The organism is Microcoleus sp. B13-B6 (assembly GCF_036705405.1).
In the GTDB taxonomy this organism is placed as follows: Bacteria; Cyanobacteriota; Cyanobacteriia; order Cyanobacteriales; family Microcoleaceae; genus Microcoleus.
Window position 1 is genome coordinate 78,205 of record NZ_JAUBUJ010000025.1, and the last position, 12,496, is coordinate 90,700.

12 protein-coding genes and 1 pseudogene are annotated in these 12,496 nt (G+C 46.8%); 7 read left to right on the top strand and 6 right to left on the bottom strand.

Translation table 11 applies throughout. From position 1 onward, the window contains the following. Positions 1-15: 15 nt before the first annotated feature. A complete protein-coding gene (locus QUB35_RS13880) occupies positions 16-516 on the bottom strand; it encodes an NYN domain-containing protein (RefSeq protein WP_333142458.1) in 501 nt (166 codons plus the stop codon). Between the two features lie 588 nt (positions 517-1,104). On the opposite strand from QUB35_RS13880, the gene QUB35_RS13885 reads away from it, so the two are divergent. The 3 genes from QUB35_RS13885 (at position 1,105) to QUB35_RS13895 (ending at position 2,309) form a co-directional block, all read left to right on the top strand. Beyond that, positions 1,105-1,464, top strand: a complete 360-nt coding sequence (locus QUB35_RS13885) for a hypothetical protein (protein ID WP_333142459.1) — start codon at positions 1,105-1,107, stop codon at positions 1,462-1,464. Between the two features lie 74 nt (positions 1,465-1,538). Further along, positions 1,539-1,793: a hypothetical protein gene (locus tag QUB35_RS13890; protein ID WP_015176458.1), complete on the top strand. Its 255-nt coding sequence runs from the start codon at positions 1,539-1,541 to the stop codon at positions 1,791-1,793. Positions 1,794-2,165: 372 nt separating this feature from the next. Beyond that, positions 2,166-2,309, top strand: coding sequence for a chlorophyll a/b-binding protein (locus QUB35_RS13895; protein ID WP_006632525.1), 144 nt, complete (start codon positions 2,166-2,168; stop codon positions 2,307-2,309). Between the two features lie 197 nt (positions 2,310-2,506). Here the strand turns inward: QUB35_RS13895 and QUB35_RS13900 are convergent, their stop codons facing one another. The 3 genes from QUB35_RS13900 to QUB35_RS13910 all read right to left on the bottom strand — a co-directional run bounded on the left by QUB35_RS13900 (position 2,507) and on the right by QUB35_RS13910 (position 3,899). Then, positions 2,507-2,719, bottom strand: a complete 213-nt coding sequence (locus tag QUB35_RS13900) for a hypothetical protein (protein ID WP_333142460.1) — start codon at positions 2,717-2,719, stop codon at positions 2,507-2,509. 106 nt (positions 2,720-2,825) lie between these two features. Further along, the gene (locus QUB35_RS13905; protein WP_190655558.1) at positions 2,826-3,044 is read right to left on the bottom strand and encodes a hypothetical protein; all 219 of its coding nucleotides are present in this window, start codon (positions 3,042-3,044) and stop codon (positions 2,826-2,828) included. 462 nt (positions 3,045-3,506) lie between these two features. After that, complete coding sequence (locus tag QUB35_RS13910) at positions 3,507-3,899, bottom strand: response regulator (protein ID WP_333142461.1); 393 nt, start codon at positions 3,897-3,899, stop codon at positions 3,507-3,509. Positions 3,900-4,203: 304 nt separating this feature from the next. On the opposite strand from QUB35_RS13910, the gene QUB35_RS13915 reads away from it, so the two are divergent. Beyond that, positions 4,204-5,529 (top strand): transposase, encoded by a 1,326-nt coding sequence (locus QUB35_RS13915; protein ID WP_333142462.1) that lies wholly within the window; start codon positions 4,204-4,206, stop codon positions 5,527-5,529. Positions 5,530-5,794: 265 nt separating this feature from the next. On the opposite strand, the gene QUB35_RS13920 is transcribed toward QUB35_RS13915, so the two are convergent. Together QUB35_RS13920 and QUB35_RS13925 are read right to left on the bottom strand one after the other, a co-directional pair. Next, positions 5,795-8,362 (bottom strand): PAS domain S-box protein, encoded by a 2,568-nt coding sequence (locus tag QUB35_RS13920; protein ID WP_333142463.1) that lies wholly within the window; start codon positions 8,360-8,362, stop codon positions 5,795-5,797. Between the two features lie 484 nt (positions 8,363-8,846). Continuing rightward, on the bottom strand, positions 8,847-11,147 hold the full coding sequence (locus QUB35_RS13925) for a glycoside hydrolase (protein ID WP_333142464.1): 2,301 nt from the start codon (positions 11,145-11,147) through the stop codon (positions 8,847-8,849). Between the two features lie 363 nt (positions 11,148-11,510). On the opposite strand from QUB35_RS13925, the pseudogene QUB35_RS13930 reads away from it, so the two are divergent. From QUB35_RS13930 to QUB35_RS13940, 3 genes and pseudogenes are all read left to right on the top strand, one after another. After that, a pseudogene (locus QUB35_RS13930) lies at positions 11,511-11,675 on the top strand (oligosaccharide flippase family protein); the annotation flags it as partial. 106 nt (positions 11,676-11,781) lie between these two features. After that, complete coding sequence (locus QUB35_RS13935; RefSeq protein ID WP_333142465.1) at positions 11,782-12,276, top strand: oligosaccharide flippase family protein; 495 nt, start codon at positions 11,782-11,784, stop codon at positions 12,274-12,276. Then, on the top strand, positions 12,158-12,466 hold the full coding sequence (locus QUB35_RS13940; RefSeq protein WP_333142466.1) for an oligosaccharide flippase family protein: 309 nt from the start codon (positions 12,158-12,160) through the stop codon (positions 12,464-12,466). The genes QUB35_RS13935 and QUB35_RS13940 overlap by 119 nt, the downstream gene beginning before the upstream one ends. Positions 12,467-12,496 lie beyond the last annotated feature (30 nt).

Sequence of the window (12,496 nt, forward strand, 5' to 3'; positions counted from 1 at the left end):
GAATGTCTAGGAAGTTTAGGCAGTCAGTTTGTAAGTCTCGATCGACTTCGGCAATTCATCGATCAAGTAAAATCGATCGGCAAGCTTTTTGAGATTGTGACTATCATTACCTTTGCGGGCAACAATTATCACCTTCTTCCCCTTTTCATGCAGATCGTGAATCAAAATTTCACCGTAGCCGTCTCCAGACACAATAATAAATGTGTGTGGGTATGAACTCATTGAAGCCTCGCTACAGCAGTTCATTGACAAATAAAAGTCTACAGCATTTTTGATGTTTAGGGATACATCAAAACGTTGAAATTTTAGATAGTCTAAAGTTTCTTGTGCAGTCTTATTTCTTTGTTTCCAATTGTCGTAAACTTTTTGATTGACTACATATCCTAGTCCACTAGCAAAGAGTAATAAATCTTTGGCTCGTTTGTAATCAGGGATGTTCTGATAATCCCAATAAATGGAAACTAAAGGCTGAGACTGGCTTTTTTGTTGGCCTGTGGTTCGATGATTGTCTGTCATTGGATCGTTCCTAAAAAAGGGTGAGCAGACAGCATCAATAAATTACCCATCTAGCACGAAGTATTGTTTTTGGGTTCGCTCAAAAATGAGCTCGCCCATTTAACAAATGGCTCTAGTAACAAACTATGAATTTAGTTTGTAGTTGTTTGGTTAGCGTCTCAGCGATACGATGTGTAAACTTCGGCTAGGGGTTCTAAAAACCCGTTGATATACACATTTAAACAAATGTTGTGCCAGCCGAAATAAACCCATCATCCTCGCTGAGACGACTTAACCAACACTCCTTGCTTTTGAATGAGGGTGTTTATCTCAGCTATACTACTTTGATGCTTGCACATTAATTCTAAAATGTCAATGGGTAATCTGATTTATTTTTTGAGCTTGATTTTATGAACGGGACTTATGCGATCCGACAAAAGAAACCGGGTTTTTTATCGAATCTGCGGGATGCAGCGAAGTATTTTCGCAAAAAAACCCGGTTTCTGGCTACTTGTGGGTAAGTCTCAATTGTCAGCTATAGTCTATTAGGGGAAATATTACACCAAATGGGATGATACCATAATCCTAAAACAGTGTAATTTTTACCCTATGTTGCGAACTTGCAGAACGTCGCGACGCGACAAATGGTTTAGCTGGCTGAGTGAGTCAATGGAAGCTTGGGATTTTTGCCGTCGGTGGTTCCACGCCACACAAGAAGAAGAAAAAGCCAGAGGCTACAAAGCGCGTTGCAACCTGCTTCTGGTAAAGGTTTTAGGCGTTAATATTGATGCCGTCAAGCGGTGGGGGCCGGGTTTTGAAAAAATGCCAGACCACCACAAGCGTACCTTGTCATACGCTGACACGCTGCGAGAGATGATAGAGGTTGCTGGCAAAAATGAAGATTTTTTGGAGGAGGTACTAGAACGAATCAAAAACAAATCCAAACAAATAGGGGAATATTTACACTAATTTTGTGGTGTCAAGCGGGCTGGGTGTTGTATTTTTTGGATGTAGCACTCAACTAGCAAAAGCCTTTAATCACTGTGACACAGAGTTTTTTATCCAATTCCAGCAGCGACGCCATTCAACTTCCCGCGTCGCTGCTAACTCCCGACGCAGCAAATCCTGAGAAAGAACCCCTCAAACATCTGCTGATAGGTTCTCCCCAAGCTGTCAGGAGTACAATTTACCTACTCCACGCGCGCGGGTACGCTGAGGTTGGTGTCTGGAGTCCCCTGCTACCAACTGCTAAAAGTGGTGAGGTGATGAGTATTTTTGTGAAATACCTTCGCATCTAATAGATTCAGATTGCATGGTGCCCCGGAATTATGCTGTGTGCGAAACAATTAGGGTTTGCTCTTCCGGGGCACCCCAGGCGGAGTGTCACTAGATTTTTGCTATTTTATATTAACTAAAAATTATTTTTCTGACATCCTTCGACCCACGCGCCCTGACCTCAGAAACCCGGTTTCTACGAGATTTTGCGACGAGTCACGAAAAATACAAGAAGAAACCGGGTTTCTCGCCTCCGATGCGATCGCCCCTCTCCCAGCAAGCCTCTCCTGCTGATCTGCGGCATTTAAACAGTAAATGTAAAAATATGTTGCAAACTTGGTACTGCTGTGTTAAGTTTAGTTACAGAAGGTTGAAATTAAACGAGGTTTCTGGTCATGGAAAACAAAGACGCAAAGTTGGGCTTCACTGAGTTCGCTGAAACCTGGAACGGCCGTTTGGCAATGTTAGGCTTCGTTATCGGCTTAGCTACCGAATTCCTCACCGGTCAAGGCATTCTCTCTCAAATCGGTTTGATGTAATCAGCTTAACTGCATACAATAGCTGAAATTCAGTCGGGCGATCGACCCCATCACAAGTACACTCATCCCCCCGCTAATAAGTCCCCTTCACTTCACACGGAAGGGGATGAGTGCATTTTTTATCAAAAAATCCCACAGAGGGCACAAACAAAAATCTTTTCAGTCTCAATATTTATCGCGAGACTAACTCCAGCAAACTAAGCAATTTCTACAGACTCAAAAATCCTCAATTTAGGAGTCAAAGTCGCAACCTTCACCAAACCGTCGCGTTTGTGATTCCCCACGCTGTTACGTGAAATCATCTCCGACAGATCCGGCATTTCCTGCCAGCACTGCGAGCAGAACCAATAAAGGCGATTGTGGCGAGCGTGGCGGAGCAATTTAGAGGAGCAACAAGGGCAACTATTCATGATATTTTAAACCTTTTTTGAAGATATGGAGCGATAACCCAATCATTAGAGAGATTCACGAATGCCTGCACATCTCAATTCCAGGCACAAAAATAAAAAATCTCTTTCACTCACAGCTTTGAGCGTCGCGCAAGTAGCACTTTTGGAGGCCCAAGAGTAACACCACAATCAAAAGCTGAACGCTCCAAGGTGCCCAAGAGAAACCCCAAATAAAACAACCCAGCCCTGCCCAAGCCACAAGAACAAAAATATCTTGAGAGGTTTGCCAGTAAACCCAGACTGCTGCCAGAGAAACTATTAGTAGCAAAATGTAAGCTGAGGGCATAATCGTCTTCTCCCAATGTGTCTGTCAACAGTCAGGAGCGATCCCTGACGTTCTGCTTAAACATAAAACTCAAACCTGAAGAACTTATGAAGATGAGTGAGTTGTTACAAAAAGTAAAATAATCCTGCCAGCTTATATTTTCCCGATAAATCAGTAGGAATACCGATCTCATGGCTGAGTCCGAATTCGGTTAAATGAACGCACTACCAATAGGGATTTAGGCATCCCTAATTGGTATCAATTTCACCCCAAGACCGACAGGGTTGAAACTGATACCGGACTGAGGTTTTTAGTCTTAAGCTGACAGGACGAAAGGCACGGCGCCTAAGCCCCTACATATATCCTGTCCGCTAGACCGGATTTTATCTAAGGAACCAGACCAAAGAAACCAAGTTTTTTTAACTCTCTTTGCCTGCCAAACTACTGCTTGAAAAGCTGCACAATTCAATGCGGGCGATCGATCTATTTTTGCTCCCAGCCCAAAGCCTCAGCGACCTGAGCCGCCAAAAACATCGGTTCAAAAGGCTTAGCAATCACGCTCACCACCCCCAAATCCGCGAACATCCGCCTGTCCCCAGCCAGAGCCTTAGCCGTTAATAAAATTACCGGAATGTGCTGCGTAGCCTTATTAGCTTGTAACTGTATAAAAGTAGTAGGCCCGTCTTGGTCGGGCATCATCACGTCCAATAGAATAGCATCAGGCTGTTCGGCAAGAGCCTTAGCAACACCCTCGCGGCCCGAACTCGCTGTCAGGACTTCCCAGCCCCCCACCAGTTCAAGACTGACTTGAGCTACTTCCCGAATATCTTCCGCATCGTCAATAACCAAGATGCGCTTGGCAGTCAAAATTAACATTTTTTTAGCAAGGAGAACTAATTACAGATTAGAGGCGAAATGTGAATATTTTATAAAGCAAATTATCTTACCCGATCGGAATTTACAGTAAATTTTCAACTAGACAGCAGGAGTCCCGCGCTCTACCGATCAAGGTGAGCGTCGGGAGGAATGCGCGTGAGTGAAGAGATCCACCCCTGACCAAAACCGACAATCTTTAGATGTTGTACGGGAAGGGGTGGTCGAAGAACGAACAGATTCCTGATCCTGCCCCTTGTTTTTACTATCTTCACGAGATACAATAATACCAAAGTTCGTGAAAATAATGTCCCAAGTAATCACCGCCAAGCTAAAACTAAAACTGACTGCCGAGCAAAAAGCTTTGGTGTCTCAGACTGCTTTAGCCTACCGAGATGCCTTGAATTACACTTCACAAGTTGCTTTTGATGCAGGCAAAACCAGCAATGGTGCTAAGTTACAGAAAGCGGTCTACAACGAATTGCGGGTTCGATTTGGGCTGGGAGCGCAAATGGCTTGCAATGTACCCAGACAAGTGTCTGGAACCTATAAGACTCTGTGGACTAAGGTAAAACAATCTAACGATGCGATTGCTAAAGGCTACACTAAGAGACGGTATAAAGGGCTAGACAAAGCCCCCAAATATATATCTCGAACTTGTACCCTAAATTATCAACGTGACTACTCTTTTAAAGCCGAGAGGCAAGTGAGTATCATCACTCTCCAAGGTCGAATAGTGGTCTCGTATGATGGTTACAATAAGCATTTAGATTTAATTGCTAATGGTGCAAGGATTGGAGCGGCTAAAATTGTCTATCAGCGTTCCTCCAAGATATACTATCTGATGGTAAGTATCGAAGTAGAAACGCCTAAGATTGACCCACTGAAAATAACTAGAGTCTCTGGTGTTGACGTGGGTATGCGCTACTTAGCGGTGGAAATAGACTTGCAAAATAAGGCTAAATTCTACTCAGGGAAGAATGCTAGACATAAAGCTAACCGCTACCATAAAGCACGGATGACTCTTCAGCGTAAAGACACTCGTTCAGCGAAGCGAAGACTAATCGCTTTGTCTGGGAAAGAAAGACGGTTTATCGCTGATGTAAACCACCAGATCAGTAAGGATATTGCCAAACCTAACACCCTAATTGGACTAGAAAACCTCACCGGAATACGGGACAGGACTAGGACGAAATCGGGCAAGAAGGCAAGCAAAAAGAGACGTAGAGCTAATCGAAATAAAGCTAAATGGTCTTATGCCGAATTGCACGGGTATATCGACTACAAAGCCAATCTAAATAATTCGTTAGCAACTAAAGTTCCGGCTCATTACACATCGAAAAGTTGTCCTAAATGTGGACATACTTCGGATGCTAATAGACAAAACAAAGGGCTATTATTCCGTTGCGAATGTTGTAGTCATGAGCTTCATGCAGATCTTGTTGGTGCGCGAAATATTGCAATGAGAGCGTTGCTAGTTCGGCAAGACTGGATGAGCACGGGGAGCTTGTCAGCATCCCCTGATGTATCGAGCGGTGAAACCAAAGCCCAAATCCTGCAAAGGTTTTCGGAATTGCGGTGGAGTTCAGATACAAGCCCACATCATAGCGGTATCCCGCTTGATGCTGGGTAGTTGACAACTGTATAGCAGATGTTGAAGAAAGAAGGAACAAGGAAGACCGAAGTTGCAATCGACCGCCAGGGTTTCCACTAAGAACATCCTAACCGTCTGGCGCGGTTGCTGTAAAATATCCCACCCACAAAAAGCCGCTTTTCGACCTCAAATCGCGCTTTTTGCCCGCAGTCCCCAAACTGCAGAAAAGGCTGAGATTGTTTGTCGATGACTCGATCGAACAATCTGCACAAAATCAGTAACGTTGGGTACACCTGGGTAGAAATTAACTTTCAGTTGCCAGCCCCTCCCTCAGAAGTGGCAGACTTAAGAAAAAAGTGCTGCCCTCCCCCACAACGCTCTCCACCCACATCCGCCCCCCGTGCTGCTGCACGATACTGCGACAAATAGCCAGCCCCAAACCAGTACCTCCCTTCTGGCGAGAATCAGAAGCATCAACTTGTTGAAAGCGTTCAAAGACCATCTCCAGCTTGTCTGACGGAATACCCCGCCCTTGGTCTTTCACAGCAATCACGATGTACCACGAGCTCGGGACTGGCAAGTGCGGAGGCGCGGCTGCAGGCTCAGGAGACAACAAAGACGGAGACGACACCGACTTGGGCGCTGCTTTTTCTGCCAAATCCGGATTGTGGGTCAACTCCCCGCTCAGCCAAACCGTAGCGCCGGAGGGAGAAAACTTAATAGCATTACTGAGTAAATTTGTCAAGGCTTGAATTAGCCGATCGGGAACAGCTTGCAATTGCGCCCCCACAGGCTTCACCGACAGAGTAACTCCCGCCTGCTGAGCCATTCCCTGCATCTCGTCAGCCGCCTGCAACATCAGGTCAGCCACATTGCAAGTTTGTTTGATCGCAGTGCTGTAACTCGACTCCATCCGCTCTAAATCTAGGATGTCGTTGACCAAGCGCACCAAACGGTCAGTGTTAGTGACAGCAATCTCCAGCATCCGCTTAGCTTTCTGGGGGTAAGCGTCCAGCAGGCCGCTGTTGAGGAGGCCGAGGGCGCCGTGAATTGAGGTCATCGGCGTCCGCAGTTCGTGGCTGACAACAGAGATGAATTCATCTTTCATGCGCTCGACGGCAAGCTGCTCCGTGATATCTTTAAAAGTCACCACAGCTCCAATAATTTCGCCTTGTTCTCGCATCGGAGCGACAACGTACTCAACCGGAAAACTGCTGCCGTCTCGCCGCCAAAAAATCTCATCGGTGACGCGCCGCGCCTCTCCGTCTTCCAAGGTGGCTAAAATTTGAGAACTTACCCGCTTCGGCAGCAGTTTGCCCGCCTGCGGTGCGGCGCAGTGTGGGACAAGTTCAGAGCCTGAATTGATGTCTGTTGCAGGTGACAGTTGCTTGATCGCCCTTGAGCATTCTTGCTGTGCACGGTGTAAGCTTTCATAGAGCGGTCGATCGATCAATTGCTTCGATTCGCACCCAGCCATTCTCACCGCCGCAGGATTGACAAAAGTTACTTTTCCCTGTTTGTTCAACCCGCAAATTCCTTCTCCTGCGGAGAACAAAATCATTTCTGTTTGGTGGCGGAGTTGTTCAAAGGCTTTTTCGACTCGCTTGCTGTCGCTGATGTCGCGAGAGATTGTCGAAACGCCCGTTACCGCTCCAGTCGCGTCTTTAATCGGAGAAATCGTCAGGGACACATCTATCTGTTGGCCATCTTTCCGCAAGTGCACGGTTTCGTAATGGTCGATGGTGGCTCCAGCCCTAATATTTTCCAATATTTGAGGCATTTCCTTGGGGCGTTCGGGTATGGCTAAAATCTCGATCGACTGCCCCTTGATTTCCGCCGCACAGTAGCCGTAAATCTTCTCTGCTCCTGCGTTCCAGCTCTGAATTGTCCCGGTGAGAGTTTTGCCGACGATGCCGTCGTCGGAAGACTCGACAATCGACGCCAAGCGCACGAGTTCGTCTCTAGTTTGCTTGTATTCCGTGATGTCGCGGCCCAAAATCACGATACTTTTGCGTCTGCCGTCGGGGTGAAATACGGGTACTTTAATCACGTCGTAGATTTTCACAGTACCGTCCGATCGGGGAATCATTTCTTCCCCCCTAGAAAGCTTACCTTTTGCCCACGCTTCTCGATCGCTGACCTCGCACGCCTGTAGCGCCTCGCGGTAAAAAATGCTGAGTTCTCCTAGCTGAAAATCTTTAAGGCCGCGGTAGTCTATTTTTTCTAGCTCGAACACTTCCAATATCGCTTGATTTGCCTCCTGCCACCTGCCCTCGCCATCTTTGAAGCAGACAATATCTGGCATGGCATTCATCAGCGAGTCGAGATAGGAGTTTTCTCGCGGTGCAGCTTCTACCTCGGCCCGCTTGGCGATTTCCCGTTGCAGGTTTTCGTTTGCCGTTTGCAGCGAGTCCTTTAACAAACTTTCTGTAAAAGTCTGTTCTTTAATTATTTCCTGAAGTCTGTGGAGTTCTAGCGACTGCCGCCTGCGCGCCAACAAATTCTCTACCCGCAAGTGCAGTTGGGCGGGTTCGGCGGGAGTTACTATCCAATCGTCTATTCTGCCTTCGAGTTGTTTTGCCTGCTGCGACAATGGCTGCTCAGAAAGAGCAGGCGTTTGGGATTGACTAACAAGCAAGAACGGTAAAAATATCGGCTCGGCGGCAGTTTTTAATGATTCTACCAGCGGCCCGATGCGATCGAAATTTGCCTCGTCGAGAATGCACAAGTCAAAAGCGATTGGGGGAATGGGAAATTCGGAGTTGGGATTTAAAGCGCGATCGAGTACGATCACCTCATGCTCGGTGTTGAGGTGGGCGATCGGCAAATTAAGTTGTTGGTGGCGATCGACCAATAGTAAAATGCGGCTCATTAGTTTTTTTATTTCCCCATGACTAATGATATGATCTCCGGTAAATTAACCATTGTATGTTTGGTATTCAGGAATTTAGTCCTCTTTTTTATGAAGGATGAAGCCCTCACGACGAACAAATTTTCTAGCCCTCGATCGACCGGACGCGAGCGAAATTATCAAGGCATTAGGTAGCCAGAGTAGAAGCCCCAATTTAATAAAATTGGATAATTATTTAATTTTTTGTTGGTTCAAAAAATGACTGTTGACTAATGACTAATGACTAATTCAGGGGGCGGGTTTATATGTATTTGGGTTAACCGTTCTATGAAAGCTGGTAAAACCCGCCCCTACAGCCCAATGACTAATGACTAATGACTAAGGACTGTTGACTAATTCAGAGGGCGGGTTTATATGTATTTGGGTTAACCGTTCTATGAAAGCTGGTAAAACCCGCAACCCGCCCCTACAGCCTAATGACTAATGACTAATGACTAATGACTTTTTACGGCATTCCGATCGGAATAAAAGCATCTTCCGGCATACAGGTAGAGTAACGCTGCCCTTCCGATAAAACTGCAATCAGCCTCATCTGCCAGTCGGGCATAATCTGCAAATCCGCCCAGGGCACTGCTACCTCCAAACATTTATCCAATCCCACTTGGGCCCGGCTGAGGCGGGGCTGCCACTCATCGCCCTCTCCTGCTTCGTGAAACGCAATCGATTTCGTCAGCAAATTAATCTCTAACTGATGGTGGAATCGGTAGTTTAGCGGTGCTTCGTCGGGCAAACCCGACAGCGGAATCAGACTGTTTTTCATCGTGCGATCGGGATAAAACCAGAACAAATTTAACTCTGGAGGGCAATCAATTCCCGGCCGCACCCCTACCTTGAAGTCGGCGCGAATGTAAAAATTCAAGTGGTCAACCCCGTACCAAAGCCGCTGAATTGCCGAACTCCGGTGCATCGTACCCCTTGCTCCCCCAACTTCAATGCGACCGGCTTTGTCCCAATCCTGTTCGTTGCCGATACCGTCAATCACCGGGTGAATAAAGCTCAGCGGCTGGTGGTCGCCTTGAACCTCGTGTACCTCTACTTGCCGTCGCACTTCCGGGGGTACGGGCTCGCCAAGAGCGTCGTAAATCGCCGCTACGTGTTCGCGAAATAGCTGGTCGAACATGGCATCTTGGTTCGACGTGTGGCCTTCGCCAAACCACCAGAACCAGTCGGAACCTTCGGCCGCATAAAGCGCTTCCCAAGCTTCTGGGTTGCTTTCTTCTGTGGCTTCTGGATGGTTTGCCAGCATTTGTCTAGCGGGCCCTAACAAGTCCCAAGCGCGATTTTTCGCAGGATCGCCGATCCAAGTTGTGAGGGAACCGTCCACCCAGGAACCAGTGTGCAGTTGGGCTGCGGGAATTGTTTCGGTTGCTGGGAATTGGTCGAGAAATTCTGAGACTGTGACTAATTTGATATCTGGATTATCGCTGAGAGTTTGATAGAGGGATTCTAAGAACGGTTTGCCGTCTTGGGGATAGAATTCCCAGCAATTTTCGCCGTCTAGGGCGATCGTAACTAACCAGGGATTTTCTAAAGCTGTTTGGCCCTCGGACTGTCGGTTTTTGAGAGTTCTGCCGATCGCTTCTAAGTGTCCCACTAAATCTGATGCTGCTTTTTCCGGTTCCATCGAACCGTAGGTAAACCCGATCAAGTCGGACAATCTGTGGTCTCTAAATACTATGGCTAAATCGCCGTCAGGAGTTTCTAAACGGTAAGGGCGATATAACAATTCTGGTTCGTAGACATTCCCTGTCGCGTCGCGGTTGAAAAAGTGTTTAATTGTCCACCCCAATACTGCTTCGTCCGAGACTATCCATTTAAAGCCTTGTTTGGCAATGTAGGGCAAAATTTCCGGGCTGACTGCTTGTTCCGACGGCCACAAACCGCGCGGTTGGCAATCAAACCGGTCTTGATACATTTCCCAGGATTTTCTCAGGTGTCGGGGAATATCTTCTTCCCACTGAAACCGGTGTTGTGGCAGCGTCATGTTTGGAATAGCTATGCGGCCGCCATTAGTGTCGGCAAGCAGCGGTAAAATCGGGTGCGTGTAGGGGGTTGTGGAGACTTCCAACTGTCCCTCAGCTTGCATTTTACGGTGCTGGGGAATGATGCGAGCGAGGATTTCTTTTTGTTTTGAGTAGATGTTTTTTCTGTCTACCAAACTAAAATTTTGTCCTTGTTTCAGCCACCCTGCAATATCGGCGTCGTCCCAAAACAGCGGGTCAATCCAAGCTAAATTGTGCCAAGCCAGCAAGTCGCTAAAATCCTGCAATTTCCAGTTTTCCAAACACCACTGAATGCCTTTTTCCTGCCGCTGAGTGTAGAGTTGAGCGTAGCGGGGGTGTGGCTGAATCAGGGTGTGGTAATTGGCGTCAAAGAAGTGTTCTAAAATGAACTCTTGTTCTTCGATATTTAAAGTTTCTGCTGGCTTCAGAGTTACCGCCAAGTAAGGGTCTAATGCTCGGTCTGCTATGCAGTCTTCTATCTGCAAAATCAAGGAGGGAACCAGGTTTACGGTTTGATGCAGTTTAGGATATTTTGCCAGGAGGAGCACTAAATCCAAGTAGTCTTTGACTCCGTGCAAGCGCACCCAAGGCAGTCGATAGTGACCTTGGAGGTCAAAGTTTCTGGACTGCAATACGGGCGAGTTTGATCTGGAACTGGTGTCTGATCCGACCGTAGATGCCCTCGATTTATACAAAGGCTGGTGCTGGTGCCAAATAAAGGCGACGTAGAGAGGGTGTGACATTGGTAATGAGTAATTATTAATCAGGTAGTTAGCCGTTGTGCAACTTTCAGATAAATTCCACTGTGTTCCCTAACATAAAGTTTATGATGTCTTTGTTAAATAGACTGTAACACTGTAACTATGTTATCTAAGATCCACAGATTTAGGGTACGGCGAGTTGCAGACCAGCATTGTGCTGATCGTTGCACACATCAGCTAATTAGCAGCACTGTTGAGGTCTAAAATCGAGAAGTCTCACCATCAATGGCTCAACAATAGATAGGCCTGCGTTTTTTGTGTCAGCAGGTGAGCTGCTAAAAGCAACTGATACCAAAACCTCGCTCAAAAGTCTGCTCTTTCGGTTTCCCTTACGCCAAATTTATTATGTCATCAGTTAAACAGCTTGCTGTCCGGGGGGCAGTGTGGACGATTGCTAGCTATGGGATCAGTCAGGTGCTGCGGTTAGGCAGTAACCTGATCCTGACTCGCCTGCTAGTACCGGAAATGTTTGGTCTTATGAGTCTCGTCTACGTATTCATCACGGCTGTGCACCTGTTCTCAGACCTTGGTATCGGTACTAGCGTCATCCAGAACAAGCGCGCGGAAGAGCCAGATTTTCTCGAACACTGCCTGGACTTTGCAGGTCTGTCGCGGCGTGATTCTTTGGTTCTGTACGCTTTTGCTGGCCTGGCCAATTGCCCAGTTATACCAACAGCCTCAGTTCCCCTGGTTAATCCCTGTGGTGGGTTTGGGGACGGTGATCTCCGGGTTCAATTCAACTTCGGTGTTCACGCTCAACCGGAATATGGCTTTTCGTCAGCTAGCAATTTTTGAGTTGTCGGGACAGTCGATCGGGATTGTGGTAATGATTGTTTGGGCGTGGTTCAGTCCGACCATCTGGGCCATATTGATGGGATCCTTTGCGTCACAAATTCTGCAATTGGTCTGGAGCCACTATTGGAATTCTGGTTCGCCTAACCGCTTGATATGGAATCAAGAGGTAGTTCACAGAAATTCTTTCTTTTGGAAAGTTGATATTTGTTTCAACGGCTTTAACATTTTTTGCAGAGCAAGCCGATCGGCTGATTCTGGGAAAATTACTGACATTGGATGTGTTGGGCGTTTACGGCGTTGCTCTTACGCTTGCTGACATACCGCGCTCTATCACTTTAGCCCTCAGTGGCAAGGTGATGTTTCCGGCTATTTCCAAGTTGGTTGACCAGCCTCGCGACATACTTCGCGCTAAGATCCTCAAAAATCGCCAACCGATCCTGATCGCATGCGCGGTTGGCTTAAGTAGTCAAACAAAATTAATTACACAAACAACTAATATGATATAATAAAAAATATCAAGTTGTGTTCAAAGAGGT

What these genes read in the sequence shown, in the direction of transcription:
- QUB35_RS13880 (WP_333142458.1), bottom strand. Translation starts at nt 516, where the DNA reads ATGACAGACAATCATCGAACCACAGGCCAACAAAAAAGCCAGTCTCAG.
- QUB35_RS13885 (WP_333142459.1), top strand. Translation starts at nt 1,105, where the DNA reads ATGTTGCGAACTTGCAGAACGTCGCGACGCGACAAATGGTTTAGCTGG.
- QUB35_RS13895 (WP_006632525.1), top strand. Translation starts at nt 2,166, where the DNA reads ATGGAAAACAAAGACGCAAAGTTGGGCTTCACTGAGTTCGCTGAAACC.
- QUB35_RS13900 (WP_333142460.1), bottom strand. Translation starts at nt 2,719, where the DNA reads ATGAATAGTTGCCCTTGTTGCTCCTCTAAATTGCTCCGCCACGCTCGC.
- QUB35_RS13905 (WP_190655558.1), bottom strand. Translation starts at nt 3,044, where the DNA reads ATGCCCTCAGCTTACATTTTGCTACTAATAGTTTCTCTGGCAGCAGTC.
- QUB35_RS13910 (WP_333142461.1), bottom strand. Translation starts at nt 3,899, where the DNA reads ATGTTAATTTTGACTGCCAAGCGCATCTTGGTTATTGACGATGCGGAA.
- QUB35_RS13915 (WP_333142462.1), top strand. Translation starts at nt 4,204, where the DNA reads ATGTCCCAAGTAATCACCGCCAAGCTAAAACTAAAACTGACTGCCGAG.
- QUB35_RS13920 (WP_333142463.1), bottom strand. Translation starts at nt 8,362, where the DNA reads ATGAGCCGCATTTTACTATTGGTCGATCGCCACCAACAACTTAATTTG.
- QUB35_RS13925 (WP_333142464.1), bottom strand. Translation starts at nt 11,147, where the DNA reads ATGTCACACCCTCTCTACGTCGCCTTTATTTGGCACCAGCACCAGCCT.